General features: G+C 48.9%; 18 protein-coding genes (1 of these 18 running past the window's edge). 9 read left to right on the top strand and 9 right to left on the bottom strand.

The features are described 5' to 3' along the window. Positions 1–50 precede the first annotated feature (50 nt). The 3 genes from secA to QVP94_RS17725 all read left to right on the top strand — a co-directional run bounded on the left by secA (position 51) and on the right by QVP94_RS17725 (position 5,521). Entirely contained in the window at positions 51–3,431 is a 3,381-nt protein-coding gene (secA, locus tag QVP94_RS17735; protein WP_005855607.1) for a preprotein translocase subunit SecA, read from the top strand. Positions 3,432–3,527: 96 nt separating this feature from the next. Next, positions 3,528–4,622 (top strand): alanine dehydrogenase, encoded by a 1,095-nt coding sequence (gene ald, locus QVP94_RS17730; RefSeq protein ID WP_005855604.1) that lies wholly within the window; start codon positions 3,528–3,530, stop codon positions 4,620–4,622. Positions 4,623–4,777: 155 nt separating this feature from the next. Further along, positions 4,778–5,521: a tetratricopeptide repeat protein gene (locus tag QVP94_RS17725; protein ID WP_005855602.1), complete on the top strand. Its 744-nt coding sequence runs from the start codon at positions 4,778–4,780 to the stop codon at positions 5,519–5,521. A gap of 91 nt (positions 5,522–5,612) precedes the next feature. On the opposite strand, the gene rseP is transcribed toward QVP94_RS17725, so the two are convergent. From rseP to QVP94_RS17680, 9 genes are all read right to left on the bottom strand, one after another. Next, the gene (gene rseP, locus QVP94_RS17720; RefSeq protein ID WP_022193137.1) at positions 5,613–6,941 is read right to left on the bottom strand and encodes an RIP metalloprotease RseP; all 1,329 of its coding nucleotides are present in this window, start codon (positions 6,939–6,941) and stop codon (positions 5,613–5,615) included. A gap of 30 nt (positions 6,942–6,971) precedes the next feature. Then, positions 6,972–8,123 (bottom strand): 1-deoxy-D-xylulose-5-phosphate reductoisomerase, encoded by a 1,152-nt coding sequence (locus QVP94_RS17715; RefSeq protein ID WP_022193136.1) that lies wholly within the window; start codon positions 8,121–8,123, stop codon positions 6,972–6,974. A 6-nt stretch (positions 8,124–8,129) separates the two neighbouring features. Further along, a complete protein-coding gene (locus QVP94_RS17710) occupies positions 8,130–8,993 on the bottom strand; it encodes a M23 family metallopeptidase (protein WP_022193135.1) in 864 nt (287 codons plus the stop codon). A gap of 10 nt (positions 8,994–9,003) precedes the next feature. After that, on the bottom strand, positions 9,004–9,537 hold the full coding sequence (gene rimM / locus QVP94_RS17705; protein WP_022193134.1) for a ribosome maturation factor RimM: 534 nt from the start codon (positions 9,535–9,537) through the stop codon (positions 9,004–9,006). Positions 9,538–9,549: 12 nt separating this feature from the next. Continuing rightward, positions 9,550–10,854 (bottom strand): UDP-N-acetylglucosamine 1-carboxyvinyltransferase, encoded by a 1,305-nt coding sequence (murA, locus tag QVP94_RS17700; RefSeq protein ID WP_005855586.1) that lies wholly within the window; start codon positions 10,852–10,854, stop codon positions 9,550–9,552. Then, positions 10,851–11,456 (bottom strand): DUF4290 domain-containing protein, encoded by a 606-nt coding sequence (locus tag QVP94_RS17695; RefSeq protein ID WP_005855584.1) that lies wholly within the window; start codon positions 11,454–11,456, stop codon positions 10,851–10,853. Before QVP94_RS17695 ends, murA begins: the two co-directional genes overlap by 4 nt. A gap of 66 nt (positions 11,457–11,522) precedes the next feature. Continuing rightward, positions 11,523–12,020, bottom strand: coding sequence for a GNAT family N-acetyltransferase (locus QVP94_RS17690; RefSeq protein WP_022193133.1), 498 nt, complete (start codon positions 12,018–12,020; stop codon positions 11,523–11,525). Positions 12,021–12,113: 93 nt separating this feature from the next. Then, entirely contained in the window at positions 12,114–13,928 is a 1,815-nt protein-coding gene (locus QVP94_RS17685; RefSeq protein WP_022193132.1) for a glycoside hydrolase family 2 protein, read from the bottom strand. Positions 13,929–14,809: 881 nt separating this feature from the next. Continuing rightward, positions 14,810–17,278, bottom strand: a complete 2,469-nt coding sequence (locus tag QVP94_RS17680; protein WP_005855575.1) for a TonB-dependent receptor — start codon at positions 17,276–17,278, stop codon at positions 14,810–14,812. Between the two features lie 177 nt (positions 17,279–17,455). Here QVP94_RS17680 and QVP94_RS17675 point away from each other — a divergent pair, with 177 nt between their 5' ends. From QVP94_RS17675 to gcvP, 6 genes are all read left to right on the top strand, one after another. Further along, entirely contained in the window at positions 17,456–18,562 is a 1,107-nt protein-coding gene (locus QVP94_RS17675) for a sensor histidine kinase (RefSeq protein WP_005855572.1), read from the top strand. Positions 18,563–18,579: 17 nt separating this feature from the next. Next, entirely contained in the window at positions 18,580–19,332 is a 753-nt protein-coding gene (locus tag QVP94_RS17670; protein WP_005855569.1) for a LytR/AlgR family response regulator transcription factor, read from the top strand. 73 nt (positions 19,333–19,405) lie between these two features. Next, entirely contained in the window at positions 19,406–20,257 is an 852-nt protein-coding gene (locus tag QVP94_RS17665) for a DUF3298 and DUF4163 domain-containing protein (protein ID WP_005855566.1), read from the top strand. A gap of 20 nt (positions 20,258–20,277) precedes the next feature. Next, complete coding sequence (gene rsmG, locus QVP94_RS17660; RefSeq protein WP_011966023.1) at positions 20,278–20,970, top strand: 16S rRNA (guanine(527)-N(7))-methyltransferase RsmG; 693 nt, start codon at positions 20,278–20,280, stop codon at positions 20,968–20,970. Next, entirely contained in the window at positions 20,967–21,605 is a 639-nt protein-coding gene (locus QVP94_RS17655) for an MBL fold metallo-hydrolase (protein WP_005855561.1), read from the top strand. The genes rsmG and QVP94_RS17655 overlap by 4 nt, the downstream gene beginning before the upstream one ends. Before the next feature lie 12 nt (positions 21,606–21,617). Next, positions 21,618–22,061: the start of an aminomethyl-transferring glycine dehydrogenase gene (gene gcvP / locus QVP94_RS17650; protein ID WP_022193131.1), read on the top strand. 2,439 nt of this gene lie beyond the right edge of the window; only the first 444 of its 2,883 coding nucleotides appear in the window; it begins with the start codon at positions 21,618–21,620; its stop codon lies beyond the right edge, outside the window.

Genomic DNA, 22,061 nt, shown 5'->3' with positions numbered 1-22,061 from the left:
CAAAGTAATAACAGACGATAGTTGCTCAACTATCCATTAACATAAGAATCATGGGATTTAATGAGTTTATGACGAAGCTGTTCGGCAATAAGTCGCAGCGTGACCTTAAAGAAATCACACCTTACGTAGATAAGGTAAAGGCCGTATATCCGTCAATCAAGGCACTCTCGAACGACGAGTTGCGTGCGAAAACAGATGAGATCAAACAACGTATCCAGGACTACGTAGCCGAGGAGAAAGCGCAAGTGGAAGAGCTTCGCAAAGGCATCGAGGATAAGGAACTGGAAGAACGTGAGGCGATCTGGGCCGAGGTAGATAAAATCGAGAAAGCCATCACGGACAAGATGGAAGTGGTACTGGAGCAATCCTTGCCCGAGGTATTCGCTATCATGAAAGATACGGCCCGCCGTTTCGCCGAGAATGAGGAAGTGGTAGTTACCGCTAACCAATTCGACCGGGATCTGGCCGCTCGTTTCGACTTTGTCCGCATCGAGGACGATAAGGCGATTTACGCCAATCACTGGAAAGCCGGTGGAAACGAGATCACATGGGATATGATCCATTACGACGTTCAGCTATTTGGTGGCGTCGTTCTTCATAAAGGTAAGATCGCCGAGATGGCGACCGGTGAAGGTAAGACCTTGGTGGCTACCCTTCCGGTATTTTTGAACGCCTTGACACGTAACGGTGTACACGTGGTAACCGTGAATGATTACTTGTCAAAACGTGACTCCGAGTGGATGGGACCGCTTTATATGTTCCACGGACTTTCCGTAGACTGTATCGATAAGCACCAGCCGAACTCCGAGGCTCGCCGTAAGGCTTACGAGGCGGATATTACGTTCGGTACGAACAACGAGTTCGGTTTCGACTACTTGCGTGACAATATGGCGATCAGCCCGAAAGACTTGGTACAACGCAAGCATAACTACTCCATCGTCGATGAGGTGGACTCCGTATTAATCGATGACGCTCGTACGCCGCTGATCATCTCCGGACCGATCCCTCGTGGCGAGGAACAATTATTCGAGCAATTCCGCCCGAACGTGGAGGTTGTCGTGAACGCGCAGAAAGACCTTTGCTCCAAATTATTGATCGAGGCCAAGAAGAAAATGGCTAGCGACGACCAGAAGGTCGTTGAGGAAGGCTCTATCCTTCTGTACCGCTCCTTCAAGGGATATCCCCGCAACAAGGCGTTGATCAAGTTCTTAAGCGAGCAAGGCGTAAAAGCTCAAATGTTGAAGACGGAAGAATATTTCATGTCCGAGAATATGCGCCATATGCACGAGGCGACCGATGAGTTGTATTTCGTGATCGACGAGAAGAACAACAGTATCGAATTGACGGATAAAGGTATCGACCTATTGACCGGTAAGACGGACGACCCGACCTTCTTCGTACTTCCCGATATCACTTCCCAATTATCTCAATTGGAGAACATGACAGGAACCGAGGAAGAGAAACAAGCTCAAAAGGACGAGATCTTGGCGAACTATTCCGTTAAGAGCGAGCGTGTACATACCATCAACCAGTTGTTGAAAGCTTACACCTTATTCGAGAAGGATGATGAGTACGTGGTTATGGACAACAAGGTCATGATCGTTGACGAGCAGACGGGTCGTATCATGGACGGACGTCGTTATTCCGATGGCCTGCACCAAGCGATCGAGGCTAAGGAACGTGTAAAGGTAGAGGCCGCTACACAAACATTCGCCACGATCACCTTGCAGAACTACTTCCGTATGTACCATAAATTATCCGGTATGACCGGTACGGCGGAGACGGAAGCAGGCGAGTTCTGGGATATCTACAAATTGGACGTAGTAGTGATCCCGACCAACCGACCGATCGCCCGTAACGATATGAACGATCGTATCTACAAGACAAAACGTGAGAAATATAACGCTGTTATCGAGGAAATCGTTCAGCTGACGGAGGCAGGCCGCCCGGTATTGGTGGGTACGACATCCGTAGAGATCTCCGAGTTATTGAGCCGTATGCTTACGATGCGTAAGATCCAGCACAATGTATTGAACGCTAAGTTGCACCAGAAAGAGGCCGAGATCGTGGCCTTGGCGGGTCAAAAGAGTACGGTTACGATCGCTACCAACATGGCCGGTCGTGGTACCGATATCAAGCTGTCCAAGGACGTGAAAGACGCAGGCGGTTTGGCGATCATCGGTACGGAACGCCATGAGAGCCGTCGTGTAGACCGTCAGTTACGTGGTCGTGCCGGACGTCAGGGAGACCCGGGTTCTTCCGTATTCTTCGTTTCACTGGAAGACGACTTGATGCGTTTATTCGCTTCCGAGAAGATCGCCGGCTTGATGGATAAGCTTGGTTTCAAGGAAGGCGAGGTTCTGGAGCACAATATGTTGAGCAAGTCCGTAGAACGTGCCCAGAAGAAGGTAGAGGAAAACAACTTCGGTATCCGTAAACGTCTGTTGGAATACGACGACGTGATGAACTCACAACGTAACGTAATCTACACCCGCCGTCGCCACGCCTTGATGGGAGAGCGTATCGGTCTGGACGTATTGAACACGATTTACGATACTTCTACGGCTATCGCCGATCAACACGCCGAGGACTTCGAGGGCTTCAAGTTAGAATTGTTCAAGACATTCGCCATGGAAAGTCCGTTCACGGAAGACGAATTCAAGAGCATGAAACCGGAGCAACTCGTAGAGAAATTGTTCGAGGAGGCATTGAAGACTTACAAACGTCGCATGGAACGCATGACGCAAGTCGCTCACCCGGTCATCAAGCAAGTGTACGAGAATCAAGGAGCGATGTACGAGAACATCATGATCCCTATCACGGACGGCAAGCGCATGTATAATGTATCTTGCAACCTGAAAGAGGCTTACGACACGGAATGTAAGGCAATCGTTAAATCCTTCCAGAAATCAATCGTATTGCATATGATCGACGAGGGATGGAAAGAGCATCTACGTGAGATGGACGAGCTGCGCCACTCCGTACAAAACGCTAGCTACGAGAACAAGGATCCATTGTTGATCTACAAACTTGAATCTTACAACCTGTTCAAGACAATGGTAGACAACATGAACCGTAAGACAGCCGCCATCTTGATGCGTGGACAGATCCCGGTACGTGAGGAGCCGACCGAGGAGCAACGCCAAGCCATGCAAGCCCGTCAAGCGGCCGTAGCCCAGCAAGCCGCCCAAGCGATCGCCGAGGAAAGAGCCCGTCAACGTATCGCCGTACAAGAGGCCGCCCCGGAGAAGCACGAGGATATGAGCCGTTACCGCACGGAGAAAACAGACTTGAGCGGAAACAACACCCAAGCTGAGGCACCTCAACCGAAGCAAGCTCCGGTCCGTGCCGAGAAACGAGTAGGACGCAATGATCCATGTCCTTGCGGAAGTGGCAAGAAATACAAGAACTGCCACGGACAAGGTTTATAAGGAACAAGAAATAAGATAAAAAAAGAGGGACAGAATACCAATCTGTTCCTCTTTTTTGTATATTGCAGGCATATAAACCCATTAAATGCTACCATTATGATTATTGGAATTCCAAAAGAAATCAAGAACAACGAGAACAGGGTAGCTCTTACTCCCGCCGGAGCCAAAGAGTTGGTGAAAAGAGGTCATACCGTGTATGTGCAACACACGGCTGGTATAAACAGTGGTTTCGCCGATGATGCCTATGTGGCGGCAGGGGCCCGGATACTCCCGGCCATTGAGGATGTATATGGAATTGCCGAGATGATCGTAAAAGTAAAAGAACCGATCGCCAGCGAATATCCCTTGGTACGCAAAGGACAGCTTGTCTTCACCTACTTCCATTTCGCATCCGACGAGGCTCTCACCCTTGCCATGATAAAGAGCGGCTCCATCTGTCTGGCTTACGAGACCGTGGAGAACCCAGATCATACGTTACCCCTTTTGATTCCTATGAGTGAGGTAGCCGGACGCATGTCCGTACAGGAAGGCGCTCGTTTCCTTGAGAAACCGCAAGGTGGCAAAGGCGTATTGCTAGGTGGCGTGCCGGGCGTGAAACCGGGTAAGGTATTGGTTTTAGGCGGTGGTGTGGTAGGCCACAACGCCGCCTTGATGGCCGCCGGGCTAGGTGCTGATGTCACGATTGCCGACATCTCGCTTCCCCGCTTGCGCTATCTGTCCGAGACGATGCCGAAAAACGTGAAGACGTTGTTCTCTTCCACGCATACGATCGAACAGGAATTACCCACAACCGATTTAGTGATCGGCGCCGTATTAATCCCCGGAGCCAAGGCCCCGCACTTGATCACCCGGGATATGTTGAAGTTATTAAAACCGGGCAGCGTATTGGTAGACGTAGCCATCGATCAAGGCGGTTGCTTCGAGACCTCCCACCCGACTACGCACGCCAATCCGGTTTATGAGATAGACGATATCCTCCATTACTGCGTAGCCAACATTCCGGGAGCGGTCCCGCAGACTTCCACATTAGCCTTGACCAACGCTACCCTGCCGTACGTGATCAAGCTTGCCGACAGAGGTTGGGAAAAAGCCTGCGAGGAAGATCCGGGCCTAGAACTGGGATTAAACATCGTGGAAGGAAAGATTGTCTACCCCGCCGTGGCTGAGGCTTTTCCTTCACTCAAAGCATAAGTTCCAAAGAATCTTTCATTATTAGGGATTGCTTGCGGCAATCCCTTTTTTATGTTTTCTATTTTTATTGTTTTCTAAAAAACGTAAAATATCTTGGCTTCTTTTCCCGCACACCTTAACTTAGAGCACAAAATCAATTAAATTTAATAATTACCATGAAGAAAATTGTTTTATTAGTGGCTTTATGCCTATGTGTCGGAAACCTATTCGCACAAGACGCTGACAAATTAAGAGATGAAGGTGACGCTGCTTTGAAAGCAAAAGATTACGCTACCGTCGTAACAAAATACGGCGAATACTTGAAACAAAACAATTACCAAGACACCGCCCGTATCTTCAATTGCGGATACGCCGCTAATCAAGCGAAGAACTACGCCGAGGCCGCCAAATACTTCGACATGGCCGTTAAGATGAACTACAACGTAGACGACTCTTATGTAGGCGAGGCTATGGCTTACCGTAACTTAAACAAAACTGAAGAATTCCTGACTACGGTAAAAGAGGGATTAAAAGTGATTCCCGATGGAAACAAGAATAAGACCAATCTGGAAAAGTTGCTTTACGGTTACTGCATCAAACAAGGACAAGCCGCCCAAAAGAAGGGAGATCTGGCCGGTGCCGAGAAAATGTACAAAGAGGTCCTAGCCGTATCGAACAAGGATTACCAGAGCAACGCTTACTACAGCCTTGGCGCCATGCTGTATGGCAACGGAGCGAAGATATTACAGGCCGCTACCCCGATCGCTACTTCCGAGCCGGATAAATACAACGCCGAGAAAGCGAAAGCCGACAAAGACTTCAAGCAAGCGAAAGAATATTTGACAAAGGCTGTCGAACTCGACCCGAAAGACGAGAACTCCAAAAAGATCCTTGCTTCTATCAACGACATCCTGAAATAAGAAAGAGGACTTTATTCATACAAAAAAACCTCCCGGATCACATAGAAAAGTGATCCGGGAGGTTTTTTGTATCTAGTTGTAGAGACGTACGTTACTTGAAGAAGAAGCGGAAGATGTCATTTCCATTCGCATAGATCAATAAAGCGAACAGGATAAACATACCTGCCATTTGGGCATACTCTAGGAATTTATCGCTCGGTTTGCGACGGGCCACTACCTCATAGATCAAGAACATCACGTGTCCGCCATCCAAGGCCGGAATCGGCAAGATATTCATGAACGCCAAGATGATAGATAGAAAAGCCGTACGTTCCCAGAAAATCCGCCAATCCCAGACAGACGGAAACAATCCGCCGATCGTACCGAAACCGCCCAAACTGGAGGCACCTTCCTTCGTAAACACATATTTCATGTCGTTCACATATCCCTTCAAGGTATTAATACCTAATTTAATACCGGCGGGGAACGACTCGAAAAAGCCGTATTTGCGGGTCACGGTCTGATAGAGATCCGTAGGCAACATCACCGCTACGCCAATTTTCCCGGCCGAGTCCGTCCTCATGGTCAACGACTCCAACTGGCCGTTCCGGTAGAAATCTACTGTCACCTCTTCGCCCTTATTCTCTAACAATAACCCGGAGGCATCATAAAACGTCGGGGTAGCCACACCGTTAATAGCCACCACGCTATCCTTCGGCAGCATGCCAGCGAGAGCCGCCGGGGCATTCTTGTCGGGAAGCTCACGAACGACCATCGGGATACGCAAAGGATCGGCGAAGCCTTTTCCGTCACGCATGCAACGTTGCATCATATCCTCCGGTATGGAGATCACGGTCTCCCGCCCGTCACGGAGCACCGTCACGGTCTTCGCCTCCACCACCTTGCGGAAACTGTCGCTACCGAAACGCTCCAACTCCTCATTGTCCGCTCTCAGCAAGATATCACCGTCCTGAAAACCGACGTTCTGGAACGTCTCGCTATAATTCATACCCATCTTCATGTTCTTCAAAGGCAAGTACGTATCGCCCCACGTAAACAAGATCATGGAATAAATAAACAAAGCCAGCAAGAAGTTGAACACCACGCCCGCTACCATAATCATCAAACGCTGTCCGGCCGGCTTGGAGCGGAACTCGTAAGGCTTGGGCGGCTGGGCCATCGCCTCCTTGTCCATACTCTCGTCGATCATACCGGAGATCTTACAATATCCTCCCAACGGAAGCCAGCCTACGCCGTATTCCGTGTCACTGTTTTTCGGCTTGTACTTGAATAGCGAGAACCACGGATCGAAGAAGAGGTAGAACTTCTCTACCCGCACCTTGAAAATCCGGGCGAAGATAAAATGCCCGAACTCGTGGACAATCACCAGTATCGATAAGCTCAAGATAAGCTGTAACGCCTTAATCAAAAAAGTTTCCATCTACTATTGTTTGTTCTGTTTTAAATTATTTCAAAATAACTCGGCCGCCAACCGCCTAGCCTCGGTGTCGGTAGCCACATAATCCTCATACGAGGGATTGACGATAAACGAGGCTTTCCGCATAGTCTGCTCGATCACGTCGCTCATTTGCAAGAAGCCGATACGATCTTGCAGAAAAGCGGCCACCACCACCTCATTGGCGGCATTCAAGATACAGGGCATATTCCCTCCTTGGCGGGCCGCCTCGAAAGCGAAAGCCAAGTTGCGGAAACGTTCCATATCCGGCTCCTCGAACGTCAAAGTCGAATATTGGTTGAAATCCAGACGGGGCGCCATGCTCCTCATACGTGTCGGGAACGAGAAAGCGTAGGCGATCGGCAATTTCATGTCGGGAATTCCCAGCTGGGCGATCACGGCGCCATCCTCAAACTGCACCATCGAGTGGATCACCGACTGCGGGTGCACCACCACCTGTACCTGATCCGGCGTGACATCGAACAACCATTTCGCCTCGATCATCTCGAAGCCCTTGTTCATCATCGAGGCCGAGTCTATCGTGATCTTCGCCCCCATCGTCCAGTTCGGATGCCTCAAGGCCTGCGCCTTCGTCACGGTAGCCAGCTCCTCCAGCGTCTTCCGCCGGAACGGACCACCGGAAGCCGTCAGCAAGATCTTCTCGATCGGATTATCATACGCACCTGTTAAACATTGAAAAATGGCCGAATGTTCCGAGTCCACCGGCAAGATAGGCACCTTATGCTCGGCGGCCAGCTTCATGATCAGCTCGCCGGCCACGACCAATGTCTCCTTATTCGCCAAGGCGATCGCCTTTCCCGCCTTGATCGCCGAGATCGTCGGTCGCAAGCCGGAATAGCCCACCATCGCCGTCAGCACCATATCGATCGGCTCCGACTGCACCATCTGGGCGATAGCGTCGGCACCCGCCCATACCTTGATCGGCAGGTCTTCCAAGGCCTCTTTCAGCTCGGGATATTTCCGCTCATTGGCGATCACCACCACCTCCGGCATATATTTCCGGGCCTGATTGATCAATAAGTCCACTTGGTTATTCGCGGTCAAGGCATACACCTCGAAAAGATCGGAATGCTCGCTCACTACCTCCAAGGCTTGGGTCCCGATGGAACCGGTCGAGCCTAATATCGCTAACTGTCTTTTTTTCATGGATTATCAAAAAGCTATATATTCTTCCGGATTCACCGGATTGCCCTTATACCACAACTCGAAATGCAGGTGCGGCCCGGTAGACAACTCTCCCGTATTCCCGACCAGAGCGATCGCCTCACCGGCTACCACATGGTCTCCCACCTCTTTCAGCAACAATTCGTTGTGCTTATAAACCGAGATGAATCCGTTCTTATGTTGTATTTGAATTACGTTTCCGTGGTTCGGATCGAAACCGGTATAGATCACCGTACCATCCAACGTAGCCAAGACACTCTCCTTCGGGGCCGCGGCCAGATCCACGCCATAATGATGGACATCCGTCTCATAATGAGAGGTGACCACGCCATTCACGGGCTTATAGAAAAAGACCCCCTCGGTCGGTACCTTGCCCGGGTCGGTCAATACCGATAAATTATATTTCTCCTCTTCCTCGTAATCTTTCACGAAGCGAGTCTCTTCCTTGCTACGAGGAATCTCATAGTTAATATCGTTGCTAGCCAAAGAATCTATCTGACGGATCGAGTCCAAGGGCATCGTACCGGAAAGGATTCCGGCCACGTTATCCAGATAAAGGGACTGGATCTCCATCATACGCTCCAACGAATCCGCCCGCAAGGCATTCTGCATAATCTCCTTGCGAACCTCCACGTCGAGATAGCCCGGCAAGTAGTTGCGAATCGGTGTCTTGATGATGATAGAGGCGGTAACGGCGATCAAGAAAAAGGCGAACACCGCCAAAGTGACAAACGCCGATAACTGCGAAAGCCGGAAAGACCACACCTCCTCCAACGTCCCCTCATTGATAAAGGAAAGTTTATATTTAAACCGGATCCGGTGCCAAAACGATTTCGTATTCTTCTTTTTCAACCCCTAATCTTCAATTATCAATTATCAATTCTATAAGTCCCTCCGGCAAAGACACCGTGAGGCTACGGGCCTCATGGTCGGCCTCGGTGATCAACTCCTCCACGGCGGGGATCAACAGCTCCTCGCCTTTATGATCGACACGCAGAAGGACGTTGATTGTCGTCTCATCCACGTCTGTTATCTCTCCTAAATAACCTTTCTGTACGTCCGTCACGGTATAACCGATAAAACTGTCCCACGTCATATCCCCCACGAGATCCTCCTCGTCCACGGCGTCCAAAGGATAAAACACCTCCTTGCCCACAAACATGCGAGCATCCTCCTCGGAATTCACGTCCTCCAGTTTCACCAAGACCACCGTATCGGTCTTATAGCGGAAATCCTCCACGAAGAACGGTACCAAGATACCATCCATCTCGCAAACAATGTACGGGTCCTCGGCATCTTCCAGCACATCGCTGTTCGTCACCAACGACAACTCCCCCTTGATGCCATGGGGCTTGGCAAACTGCCCGATCTTGAAAACCTCTCCTTCTCTAATCATCGCCTAAAATCTTTAAATCCTCGTGATACGTGCCCCGATCTGGTTCAATCGCTTATCGATCCCTTGATATCCCCGGTCGATCTGGTCTATATTATGGATCGTGCTGGTACCTTCGGCGCTCATAGCGGCGATCAGCAAGGCGATACCCGCGCGAATATCCGGGGATACCATCGTAGAGCCCCGTAACTTGAAGCGGTTACCCAGCCCGATCACCGTAGCCCGGTGCGGGTCGCAAAGGATGATCTGGGCTCCCATATCGATTAGCTTGTCCACAAAGAACAAACGGCTCTCAAACATTTTCTGGTGGATCAGCACGCTCCCCACGGATTGCGTAGCCACTACGAGAAATACGCTCAGCAAGTCCGGCGTAAGCCCCGGCCAAGGAGCGTCGGCGATGGTCATGATAGAACCATCGATAAACGTATCGATCTCGTAGGAATCATGCCGAGGGATATAAATATCATCGCCTCGCTGCTCCACGGTAATACCCAAGCGGCGAAAAGCGTCCGGGATGATCCCCAGCTTATCATATCCTGTATTCTTGATGGTGATCTCCGATCCGGTCATAGCGGCCATACCGATAAAGCTACCCACCTCGATCATATCGGGGAGGATGGTATGCTCCGTGCCGGAAAGCGACCGTACACCTTCTATCGTCAATAGGTTAGAACCGACACCTGAGATTCTCGCTCCCATGCGGTTCAGCATCGTGGAAAGTTGTTGCAGGTAAGGCTCGCAGGCGGCGTTATAGATCGTCGTCACCCCCTCGGCCAGCACGGCAGCCATCAAGATATTCGCCGTTCCGGTCACGGAAGCCTCGTCGAGCAGCATATAAGCGCCTTTCAACTGGCGTGCCTCTATCTCGTATACTTGCCGCCCGGCGTCGTAGCTAAAGCAAGCGCCCAACTTCTGGATTCCCACGAAGTGCGTGTCCAGCCGGCGTCGCCCGATCTTGTCGCCACCCGGTTTCGGGATCAGCGCCCTGCCGAAGCGGGCTACCAACGGGCCTACGATCATCACGGAACCCCGCAGGCTACCACTCTTGCGCAGGAACTCCTCAGTACTCAAATACTCCATGTCCACGTCGTCCGCCTGAAAGGTATAGGTATCGGCGGACGGATGCTCCACCTTGACCCTCATATCCCTAAGGAGCTGGATTAAGTTATTCACGTCCAAGATATCAGGCACATTGTGTATGGTCACCTTCTCCGGTGTTAGCAATGTCGCGCAGATCACCTCCAACGCCTCATTCTTGGCGCCTTGCGGAACGATCTCGCCGGACAAGCGATAACCACCTTCTATAACGAACGAGCTCATCTGCCTTTACGCGTAAAGTTCCTTTTGTTGCCGCCACTGTTATTACGGGCCAAGATATCACGGCTCTCGGCCAATTTGTGTTCCTCCTCGCTCAATACGATCTTGCCGCTAGACAGCTCGTCCAGATCCTTGAAGATCTTACGGTCGTCCACGCTTTCCTTGTTCCAAGTAAGGAACGATTTCTTCATCTGGTTTGCCAGCAGCCGCACGAGCTGGTCTTTCTCCATACCGGGTTGCAGCTCCGTGGCCTTGCGGATCATCAGCTCCAAGGTCTTTCCGTAATGGCGGTAGCGTATACGGTTATTGTTGTACGGGATACGAGGCGGACGGCTATACAGGTTCTCCTTCTTGATGATCTCGTACGGATAGTCTATATCGAGCTTAAAATCGGCCATGATCGCCAGATGATCCCAGAGGATATGCTTAAAGTCGTTTACGTCACGCAAATGCGGGAACATGTTTCCCATGATGTTGATAATCGTGTTGGCGCAACGCTTACGCTCTTCCCTGTCTTGGATAGTCACGCAATAGTCTACCATATTTTGGATATTGCGACCGTATTCGGGCAAAGTCAATCTTTTTCCTTCTGTATTGTATTTCATTCTTTACATTTTGTTTATCGCGAAGATAGGTATATTAATTGAGAATTGAAAATTGAGATTCGAAAGTTACCTCTCGTTAGGCTTAATTATCAATTCATAATCTACCACGTCCAGCCACTGCCCGAATTTCAGCCCTACTTTCTCGAAGTGGGATACTTTTCTGAACCCCAGCTTCTCATGCAGCGAGCAGCTAGCCTCATTCCCCTCGGTAATGCAGGCAATCAAGGCGTGGTAGCCGCCTGCCCGACATTCCTCGATCAGCCTTTCCATAAGCTGCCGGCCGATCCCCTTGCCCTTGTATCTCGGGGATAAATAAACGGTGGTCTCAAGCGTATATTTATAAGCTGCCTTTTCTTTCCACGCATGGGCATAGCAATATCCCACGACCTCATCATGATCTACGTATACCAGATAAGGATAACTCGCCGAGATCCCGGCTATGCGACCCTCCATCTCCTCCACCCGCAAAGGTTCCGTCTCGAACGTAGCCACGCTATTCACGACATATTCATTGTATATATCCACGATCGCCTTGGCGTCTCGCGAACTCACATTTCGAATCATATTCATTCCGTTAAAACAATCCGATCCGGGAAAGAATCTCTCTCTGCCCGGACCGGATCTATCATCGAATCAAATTACTAATTTTTCGGCTTTCTACTCAGACAACGCCTTGATCACCTCTTGGTTCGCCTTGCGCACCTCGGCCTCATTGATCTTGATCACCTTGCGGTCGTAGGTCATAAGGCCGTTCACCTCACCTTCTACGTCCGTGGTTTGCGTATAGACAGCGGCGGAGAAGCCCTTCGGAACCATCGCCTTCAACTCCTTGGCGTACTTCACGTACTCGGCGGTCACCTCATCGCTATTCTTAAACTGTACATAGCCCCAGTTGCGTTTATTCCACCACAAATGGTTCTCCACGGCCAAGCCGATACCACCATACTCGCCCAATACGTTCACACGCACCGGATCGAACAGGTACATCGCCGGACCCGGGTAATTATGCAAATCCAAGATATCGCCGCACGCACGGAAATTACCGCCACTGGCCGGATTCACCAGACGGGAAGGATCGTATGTTTTTGTCCACTCGGCAGCCTTCTCGGTATCGAACTGGCCCCAAGCCTCGTTGAAGGGCACCCATACTACTACGCTAGGATTCGAGACGCACAGGTCCATGATCTCCTTCCACTCCTTGTAATAATTACGGATAGACTCCTCGGTACGCTCCTTGTCGGTTCCACCGTTATACGTATGAGGCGCCCATTGGTTACCCATGTCGCCGCTAGGCATATCCTGCCAAACCAACATACCTTCCTTATCGCAATGATAATACCAGCGGGCCGGCTCTACCTTCACGTGCTTGCGGATCATGTTGAAGCCCCACGCTTTCGTCTTCACGATATCATACAGCAACGCCTCGTCCGTGGGAGCCGTGTAAAGTCCGTCGGGCCACCAGCCTTGATCCAGCGGGCCGTATTGGAACAGGTTCTTGTTGTTCAAGCGCATACGCATGATGCCGTTGGCGTCACGCTCGGCGGATATCTTACGGAAGGCGGTGTACGATTTCACCTCGTCCACCTTCTTGCCATTCTTTGACAAGCTCACCTTCATATCATATAAATAAGGATTGGAAGGTTCCCACAACGTAGGATTTTTCACGGCCAAGCGTAATTCTTTCCCTCGTAGGCCCTTGGCGGTAGCAACCACCTGCCCCTTATCTAGCAAGCTTACCTCCACGATGTCCGACACCGGGGAGTCGGAGCAAGTCCCGACCGTCACGCTCATCACGCCGTTATCGATATTCGGGATCGCCTTGATAGAGGTGATATGCGAGGAAGCGACCGGCTCCAACCATACGGTCTGCCAGATTCCGGTGACCGGCGTATACCAGATTCCCTCCGGGTTGGCCACTTGCTTTCCACGGGGCTGGTAGCCTTTATCGCTCGGGTCCCATACACGCACCACCAGCTTATGCGTACTTTTGCCATTCAGATAGGGAGTGATATTCAAGGAAAACGGGGTAAAGCCTCCCGTGTGGGAGCCGATCAAGATATCATTCACGAATACGTCCGCTTTCCAATCCACGGCGCCGAAGTTCAACAAGATATCTTTTCCTTTCCATGAGGAGGGCACCGTAAAGGTTCGTTTATACCACAACTCATTCTTCTCCCCCACTTCTTTTTGCACGCCGGACAAGGAGGATTCCACGGCGAACGGCACCAAGATATTCCCATCGAAACTCGTCGGCTCTGCCTGTCCTTTTGGAAGGATAGCGTATTCCCACTCGCCGTTCAAATTCTGCCAATCCGCACGTTCCATCCCGGGGCGTGGATATTCTGGCAATACATTCCGGGGATCTACTTTCTCAGCCCAGTCCGTCTTGATCTTGTCTCCGGCGGGCTTCCACTGCGCCCCGGCGCTACAAATCGTTGCGAACGCACAAAAGGCTAACAATAATTTTCTCATGATATTATTTACATTTTGAATTGATAATACACTTTCAAGTGACAAAGATAATAGAAAATATCCAAAATCCACATCGTCCTCGGATACCAATAGGAGAACCGTACCCAAATCGATCTAACCATCAAATACCCGGAATATCTCTTGTGACAGAATCTCACAAGGTAAGGTTATTGTCTTTTTTTAATGTTCCTATTTTACATCAATATCATTTCCGGAAAAACACGTACGTGAATATCCAAAAACATGTACGACTTTTCGGAAAAACATGTACGTGTTTCGACGCAAACATTACGATGTTTTTACGACTCTGATTTTCAACCCCTTGAAAACACGACCTGATTTTCTGCTTATTGTAAAATTCTTCTTATTCAGGGATACCCGGAAAAGAAGGGGGATCAATACGCACACCTTCACCCACTGGCTGAAAGCCAAGAAGGAAGAGCGTGAGCTTGCCTTCCTCCGCACCTATCTTTGTAGGTAGAATTAAAATGCTTCAATTTGGCAAACGTCACTTGAAACGCCTGCAGGCGAAAGAGTTATTTCCGTATGGGTTACCCTTGGAAACTACGCTTTGCCGTGTGTTTCAAAGCATAGACAATGAAAAGATGGCTGATCGAATGTCTGCTTTTGCAGAGGTTTTCCGTAGGGAAATATCCGCTTCGGCAAGAATCAAAGATCTTTGCGCTATGGGCTTGAAGACTCCATAAAGACCGCCACCCCGACTGATGTCTATAAGAATAGTATTCTCGCCCATGCCGCACTGGCATGCGTAGAGGCATTGTACGCCCAATTCAAAACTTAAATGAAAAAGCCGTGAGAGAAACAGCATCAAAATCCACATCGTCCTCGAATACCTATTCGTAATCATAATACTATCGTTACTAATCGACGTCCTTTCCCCCACTATCCTTCACGTCATCGTTCACGATGCCCCGCTTGATTTTCCTGAAAGTATCCGTAAGGCTCCCGAAACGATAAGATACGGATATACCGAACTCACGCATCACCTTATTCTCCGTCTCATAAAGGGTGAACGCATTGTTATAAGTCTTGTTCTCCATCTTCCAAGTCTTCGTCAAAGGGCTCTTGCAATAGACAGATAACGTGAGCTTCTTATGGAAAAAATCCTTATTCAAGGTAATGCCGTGAAACAGGAAATCGGATCGTTCCCCTTGCAATTGAATCTTGGGTAACATATAACCGGCGTTCATGTTCAGCCAGAAATCTTTCGGAAACGAAAATTGGACACCGGCGAAAGCACGTCCGCTCCAACCGCTGTTCGACAAGTTTCTTTCCTCGTTTTCCATACTGATATAATCCACGCCACCATTCATGAAAAAACGGAACAATGGGAGAGGGCTCCAATTCATATAAAGGGAAAAGCCTGTCTGGTGCCGTTTGCCGATATTACCATAGGTAGAGACCGATACGTTCGGACGCTCCGTATCCATAAAAGTATATTGCTCGATAGAATTGTTCACAAATGCATGGCTTACGCTGGCATTTATGTTAAACTTCTGGGTGAATAAGGTATAATTAAGGTTCACACTATTGCTTTTCTCGGAATCCAAGTCTGGATTGCCATAAGAAACATTTAGCGGATCCCGCTCGTCGACATAAGGATTCAAATAATCAATACCCGCACGCTGGATACGCATATTATATCCCAGACGGATCTGTTGCGACTGTCCGATCGAGTAAGACAACGTAACGTTCGGTACGATATCCACAAAATTCGAATGAAAGTCTTTCGTCAGATCATTCGAATAGCTCACGTCCAAGCTCGTTCCTTCCGCACGTACTCCAGCCTTTATTCCCAGCTTATTCCAACGAAAGGTGCCACCCAGATACACCGAGTAAATATGTTGCGTATGGCTGAAATCCACAAAGCTGCCCGACGGTTCATGCCAATTGCCGGAAGTCTCATCATAAAGCCGTTGCGTGATCTCACTGTCGGTCTGGCGCAAGATATATTTTACTCCGGTCTCCAGATCATGCCCCCCGGCAATGGGTCTTATATAATCCAATTGTCCCGTATGCTCATTGGTCTTCGCCCGGTTCGTGTCCCATTGCAGGAAATCAGAGTAATTCGAGGTACCCGTTATCCGCATCCGGTTCTCATCATCATTCGGATCATTGGTGAAACGATAAGACAAAGTCAGCAACTCCCCCTTACGCCTTGTCTCATGCTGGTAGTTGGCATTCACCTCCACGGAGCCGAAGACAGGTTGATTCTGGCTAAAACGATCGTAAGCATAAATCAAGTCTCGGTTCATGTCACGCATCTCCACGCTCAGATCCGAGAACTCTTTCTGACGCTTGCGGAACAAATTGGCGTCCACGCTAATCAGGTTCATCGAGTCGATCTCGAAAGTTCCCTCCAAATATCCCCGGTGCATTTTCTCCCTTTCCCAATGCTCCCCGATCTGGGAGAGGTAACGGTTAGCGTCATCCGATAAGTTCTTGCGAAAGGAAGTGATATCCGCTATAGGCTCACGTTCATACTCCAGATTGTAATTCGCCGTAAGTCCCAGTTTCCCTGCTTTCAGCGAGACGAATGTCCCGCCGCCGTATGCCTCGTTCGTAGTAACCTCCGCACTCACCGTCCCCGTATATCCATCCAAGACACGTCTCACCATAATAATATTGATAATTCCACTCACTCCCTCAGCGTCGTAGCGGGCACCGGGATCTGTTATCACCTCTATATCCTTGATGTTGGAGGCCGGAAGACTTTTCAATACTGTCGAAGGATTACTGCTAAGCAATCCCGAGGGCCGTCCATTCATGTAGATCTTAAAATTACTATTTCCTTTCAGTTGGATATTATCATCGCCATCCACGGTTACCATCGGTACCTTCCGCAACATATCCAATGTATTGCTGACTTTCGCCTCGGGATCCTCCTCTAAGTTATAGACCAATTTATCAATATCCACCTTGACCAAAGGTCTTTGCGCCGAGACCCTCACCTCTCCCAGCGTCCGGGCATCATCTTTCATACATAATTTACCTACGTTCCATACGGGCGATTGAGCCGAAACGCTCACTTTCCTCCGAGCAGGTATTTTCCCGATAGAACTCATATGGAAATAATAAGATCCGGCCTCGGGCAAGGAGACAGAGAAATACCCATCAATATCGCAAGCCAATAAAGCAAGAGGCTCCGTAATCTCCTCACCCCTCGTCACACGCAAGGTCGCGAACGAGACCGGCTCATTTGTCAATGAGTCCACAACCTGTCCTTTCAACTCAAAGACACCAGCTCCCAGTACTTGCGCCGATACGGGACGAATCGCAACGCACGCTAGACAAACGAACAAAAGCTTAAAAAACAATGCAGTTTTCATATTCAATCGTGATTTATTATTACGCAAATATGACTCCCGGAGAGGCCAAAAGTTTTGTTTTTCCGTCCAAAGCGAAAGAAAAAGGATTGAGGGCGAAAATTAAATGATCCGAAAACAGGAGGAAAAGAAAGGGTATATCAAGCTTTAACTTTACTTTTGCCTATAAAAAGAGAAGCCATGAAAATAAGACATTATCTCCTTCAGAAACCATCCATACTGATATGGGTATCCGTATTATCGGGTTTCTTCGTGACCTCCGAAGAGATCATGGATTGTATCGAGCTATCCCGGATCAGAGGGATTGACCCCGAGATCGACAGTATATTATTGTTGATCTTCCAATGCCTGTTTTTCATCCTGTTCACTCGGATACTACTACAAATTAACGTATGTTGGCAGCCTGAGAAAAAAGGGCATCTCAAGCAATTCGCCTATTCGTCGCTGGTATCCGTATTATTTTCCTTAATCGTATGGCTCGGGGTCTCACCCGTCATACGAAGCACAAACCAAAATATCCGGGAGAAATACGAGCGAAACGAACCGAAAGAAAACCACCGTTTCCATGGGAAGAAGCTTTTCTACTTGTTCCACGAGCCAGAGGAGGCATGGTACAACAACCTTTTCACGCTATTCGTTGGAATATACACGTTCAGCCGGATTTATATCCTCGCCGCACGTAAAGAGGAAGTGGAGCGAAACTACGAGAAACTGAAAAACGAATCCCTGCAAAGCCAGATAGATGCCTTGTACAACCAGATCAACCCTCATTTTTTCTTCAATGCGTTGAACTCTTTGCATGCCTTGATAGTCGAAGGACAGAATCAGAAATCACTGGCTTATCTCTCCAACCTATCCAATGTATTCCGATATATACTTCAAAGCGAGAAGAAAGAATTAGTGGCGTTAAAGGACGAACTATCTTTTTTGGAAACCTACCGCTTCATGCTATCCGTCAAATATGAGGAGAAACTGACGTTCGACATACAGATCAACCCAGCCTATATGTCCTGCCAGCTACCGGTTCTTTCCTTGCTACCATTGATAGAAAACGTGATCAAGCATAATGAGATCAGCGCCCGCAACCCAATGCGATTATCCATTTACAGCACCCACGAACCTTCTTTGGTGATCCTAAACCGGAAACAGCCCAAGCTGGACGAGGTGGAGAAAGTGGGTATCGGGCTGAAAAACCTAGATAACCGCTTTGCCCTACTCGTAAAAAAAAGAATAAGGATAGAGGATACGGATGAGTTTTTCCGTGTTTCCCTACCTTTAAAGAGTTAATCTAAATCCAAACAATCATGAAAATCATCATTATCGAAGACGAGGCCGCAGCCTACAAGAACATCAAGAACTTATTACTACAGATAGATCCGCATATCGAGATCTTGGATCATTTCGATACGGTAGTAGATAGCGTGACATGGCTCCGTAGTCATCCCATGCCCGACCTCATCTTCATGGATATCCAATTGGCGGACGGAAACTCTTTCAATATTTTCGAATGCGTCACCATAGAGGTTCCCATCATATTCACTACCGCATACGACCAATATGCGATCAAGGCATTCGAGGTAAACAGCGTCGATTATCTATTGAAGCCTATCACGTTAGAGAGCATGCGAAAGGCACTAGATAAATACAACCGACTTAATCCGGTGACCGTACGGCAGCATATCAGCCGGATCGACCAATTGGTTTGTAGCTCGGAATATCTAAAGCGGATTCTCGTCCCATTCAAGGATCGGATTATACCGATCAAAACCGAGGCGATCGCTTATTTCTATAACACGAACGGCGAAAGTAGCGTGGTGACCCGCGAGAGACAATCATATTCCATCGGTAAATCTCTAGACTCCTTAATGATAAAATTAAACCCGACTTGCTTCTTCCGGGTAAACCGACAGTTTATCCTTTCCAAGGAAGTAATAGATAGCTTCACCATCTGGTTCGATAGCCGATTACGTATAAATCTGAGCCTCCCGACCGACGAACCCATTTTCGTGGCTAAAAATAAGGCGGCGGAATTTAAGGTATGGTTGTCCTCTTATTAAACTTCATCGTGCAATTTGATTATACAATTTAATAACGTACATTCGCGTACAAATAAATTAAATCTGTAGTCCGATGAGAACGCATTTACGCGAAAGCATGCTGGCGCTTCTTTTGATAGGTATCTTAGCCACGGGTTGCGATACCGGAACGAAGAAGGCTTCTGAAAACAGTATCACGTTTGATTCTATCAGCGTGGAAAAGACTTACCATTTGTTAGATAATCCGGATAATCCCAATTGCAATCTAGAGATCAAGTTCGTTTATCCCCGGAAATATTCGGATAAAGAGGTTCTTAAGAATCTACAGAGACAGTTCGTCTCCTCTTATTTCGGCGAGAATTATGAGCAATTATCCCCCGAGGAGGCGGTACGGAAATATACCGACGACTATCTGGCCGCTTATAAGGATCTGGAAGAGGATTACAAGGCTGAGGTGGCGAAATCCGACGAGACACCGGTGGGCTCTTGGTTCTCTTACTATGAGATGTCGTCGGATGATATCGCCTTCAACCAAGACGATATCATCAGCTATACGGTAAGCTTCGAGAACTATACGGGCGGAGCGCATGGCGCACATTCCTACAATAACCATGTAGTGAACCTCAAGACCGGTAAGCCGATCACCGAGGAGGAGATATTCGTGGACAACTATCAAGACAATCTGGCGCGAATATTGGTAGATCAGATCGCCAAGCAAAACAACGTATCCGACGCCAAGGAACTGGAAAATATCGGTTTCTTTAGCGTGGACGAGATCTTCCCGAACGGCAACTTCCTCGTAGACGAGACGGGCATCACCTATTCTTTCAACGAATATGAGATAGCGGCATACGTGGTAGGCGTCACGAACGTCCATCTCCCTTACAAGGAAATCCGCTATTTGCTGCGGGATGACAGCCCGATAAGTCAGTTAATTGAAAATTGAAAATTGAGAATTGAAAATTAATGATAGATAAACCTATAAACAGATGTCCTATGGAACAAAATACAGAGAAATTCTCAATTCCCAATTCTCAATTTTCAATTCTCACATCTTATTTCCCCGATCTCACCGACCGGCAAAAAGAGCAATACGCCGCCCTATATGACCTATATACGGATTGGAACGCCAAGATCAACGTGATCTCACGGAAGGATATCGAGAACCTATATCCGCATCACGTGCTTCACTCGCTGGGTATCACCGATATGCTGCGTTTCAAGCCGGGTTCCTCGGTGATGGATCTGGGTACGGGAGGCGGTTTTCCCGGCATCCCCTTGGCGATCTTATTCCCGGAGACCCATTTCCATCTGGTAGACAGTATCGGGAAAAAAATCAAGGTGGGACAAGCCGTGGCCGAGGCGATCGGGCTGGAGAACGTATCCTTCCGCCATTGCCGGGGCGAGGAGGAAAAGCAGCTTTTCGATTTCGTGGTAAGCCGTGCCGTGATGCCTCTGGCGGATCTGGTAAAGATCGTCCGCAAGAATATAAAGAAAGAACAGATCAACGCATTGCCCAACGGATTGATTTGCCTGAAAGGTGGAGAGCTGGCGCACGAGATATTGCCTTTCCGGAACCAAGCGATAAGCATGGATCTGAAAGACCATTTTAAAGAAGAGTTTTTTGAAACTAAAAAAGTAGTGTACGTACCCTTATGATTACGATAAAATCTTTCGAAGTAAACTATTTCTCCGAGAATACTTACTTGCTATACGATGATACCAAGGAGGCAGTCCTTATCGATTGCGGCTGCCTGCGCAAAGAGGAACAAAAAGAAGTAAGCGACTTTATCGCCCAGAACGGGCTGACGCTGAAACGTTACCTTTGTACGCACCTCCATCTGGATCACATATTCGGCAACGAATTCGTCCATAACACCTACGGGTTGAGCCCGGAAGCCCATAAAGCGGACGTGGAGGGCCTTCCCTCCCCCGAGGAGCAAGCCAAGGCGTTCGGCCTGCCGATGAAGGCGAAAAGCGTCCCGGTAGGGAAATATCTGGTAAACGGGGAAATCATAAAGTTCGGGAAATCCGAGCTGGCGGTATTGAGCGTTCCCGGTCATTCGCCCGGAGGCGTGGCTTTCTATAACAAGAAGAACGGTTTCGTGATCGTCGGGGATTCCTTGTTCGCCGGAAGCATCGGCCGTACCGATTTATGGGGAGGCAACCAAGATATACTGCTTGCCGCTATCAAGGACAAATTACTGTCGTTGCCGGACGAGACCGTGGTATACCCCGGCCATGGCCCCGAGACACGAATCATTGATGAGAAATTAAATAATCCTTATTTATAAAATACTAGAATTATGGACACAAATAAGTTTGTAAACCGCCACGTGGGCATCTCAGCGGAAGATATTCCCGCTATGTTGGAGACGATTGGCGTGAAGTCTTTGGACGAGTTGATCGATCAGACCATTCCGGCCAACATCCGTTTGAAAGAGCCGTTGAACCTCCCGGAGGCCATGACGGAACGTGAGTTCGCCGAGCATATCGCCGAGCTGGCTTCCAAGAACGAGGTATTCACCTCTTATATCGGTATGGGTTGGTACGACACGGTTTGCCCGGCCCCGATCCAACGTAACGTATTCGAGAACCCAGTTTGGTACACCTCCTATACTCCGTATCAGGCGGAAGTATCCCAAGGACGCTTGGAGGCGTTGCTGAACTTCCAGACTGTTATCAGTGAATTGACAGGATTACCTTTGACAAACTGCTCGCTACTCGACGAGGCGACAGCGGCAGGCGAG

The organism is Parabacteroides sp. CAG:2, from assembly GCF_000436315.1.
GTDB classification, from domain to species: Bacteria; Bacteroidota; Bacteroidia; order Bacteroidales; family Tannerellaceae; genus Parabacteroides; species Parabacteroides distasonis.
This window is presented reverse-complemented; position numbering and strand designations above follow the sequence as displayed.

Coding starts and splice junctions, on each gene's coding strand:
- QVP94_RS17695 (WP_005855584.1), bottom strand. CDS start 11,456: ATGAAATACAATACAGAAGGAAAAAGATTGACTTTGCCCGAATACGGT.
- rseP (WP_022193137.1), bottom strand. CDS start 6,941: ATGGAAACTTTTTTGATTAAGGCGTTACAGCTTATCTTGAGCTTATCG.
- rimM (WP_022193134.1), bottom strand. CDS start 9,537: ATGATTAGAGAAGGAGAGGTTTTCAAGATCGGGCAGTTTGCCAAGCCC.
- QVP94_RS17675 (WP_005855572.1), top strand. CDS start 17,456: ATGAAAATAAGACATTATCTCCTTCAGAAACCATCCATACTGATATGG.
- QVP94_RS17690 (WP_022193133.1), bottom strand. CDS start 12,020: ATGATTCGAAATGTGAGTTCGCGAGACGCCAAGGCGATCGTGGATATA.
- QVP94_RS17715 (WP_022193136.1), bottom strand. CDS start 8,123: ATGAAAAAAAGACAGTTAGCGATATTAGGCTCGACCGGTTCCATCGGG.
- secA (WP_005855607.1), top strand. CDS start 51: ATGGGATTTAATGAGTTTATGACGAAGCTGTTCGGCAATAAGTCGCAG.
- QVP94_RS17665 (WP_005855566.1), top strand. CDS start 19,406: ATGAGAACGCATTTACGCGAAAGCATGCTGGCGCTTCTTTTGATAGGT.
- QVP94_RS17685 (WP_022193132.1), bottom strand. CDS start 13,928: ATGAGAAAATTATTGTTAGCCTTTTGTGCGTTCGCAACGATTTGTAGC.
- murA (WP_005855586.1), bottom strand. CDS start 10,854: ATGAGCTCGTTCGTTATAGAAGGTGGTTATCGCTTGTCCGGCGAGATC.
- QVP94_RS17655 (WP_005855561.1), top strand. CDS start 20,967: ATGATTACGATAAAATCTTTCGAAGTAAACTATTTCTCCGAGAATACT.
- QVP94_RS17670 (WP_005855569.1), top strand. CDS start 18,580: ATGAAAATCATCATTATCGAAGACGAGGCCGCAGCCTACAAGAACATC.
- QVP94_RS17680 (WP_005855575.1), bottom strand. CDS start 17,278: ATGAAAACTGCATTGTTTTTTAAGCTTTTGTTCGTTTGTCTAGCGTGC.
- ald (WP_005855604.1), top strand. CDS start 3,528: ATGATTATTGGAATTCCAAAAGAAATCAAGAACAACGAGAACAGGGTA.
- rsmG (WP_011966023.1), top strand. CDS start 20,278: ATGATAGATAAACCTATAAACAGATGTCCTATGGAACAAAATACAGAG.
- QVP94_RS17725 (WP_005855602.1), top strand. CDS start 4,778: ATGAAGAAAATTGTTTTATTAGTGGCTTTATGCCTATGTGTCGGAAAC.